The 504-nt window shown below is 68.1% G+C and carries 1 protein-coding gene; it reads right to left on the bottom strand.

Translation table 11 applies throughout. From position 1 onward, the window contains the following. The coding region (gene apaG, locus AC4FS3_RS29595) for a Co2+/Mg2+ efflux protein ApaG (protein WP_491023513.1) at positions 1-334 on the bottom strand (334 nt) is incomplete at its 3' end. Between the last annotated feature and the right edge of the window lie 170 nt (positions 335-504).

The raw sequence follows: 504 nt of genomic DNA, 5'->3' as shown, positions 1-504 counted from the left end.
CGAAGCGCTCGCCGGCGGCGTCGATCATGGCGTAACTGCCGCTCATCACGCCGTGCGGCGTGCGCAGGGGGCAGCCGCTGGTGTAGGTGTAGGCGTCGCCCGGCGCGATATGCGGCTGCTCGCCGACAACGCCAGGACCTGTGACAGCTTCCACCGCGCCGTCGCCGTCAACGATACGCCAGGTGCGGGCGCGCAATTGCACGGGGCGCGGACCATGATTGGCGATCTGCACCGTGTAGGCCCAGAAGTAGTCGCCATGCCCCGGTGAGGACTGGTCCTCAAGGAAGCTGGGCGTCACCGTGACTTCGATGTCGTGAGTCAGTGCCCGGTACATGGCGCTCTCCACTCGCAAACGCACCCTGACAGGAGACGACATGCCCTCGCCGGGCCATATCGCCTCGCCAGCTCATCCGCCTCACCCGGCCCGGCGGGCCATGATCCCCTACGTTATATCCCCCCGACAAGGCCATGTCCGCCCCTGGGCCGGCTGGCCCTGGACCGGAC

It is taken from the genome of Pseudogemmobacter sp. TB195 (assembly GCF_058313095.1).
The sequence above is the reverse complement of the archived record's forward strand: the minus strand, read 5'-3'. Positions and strand labels throughout refer to the sequence as shown.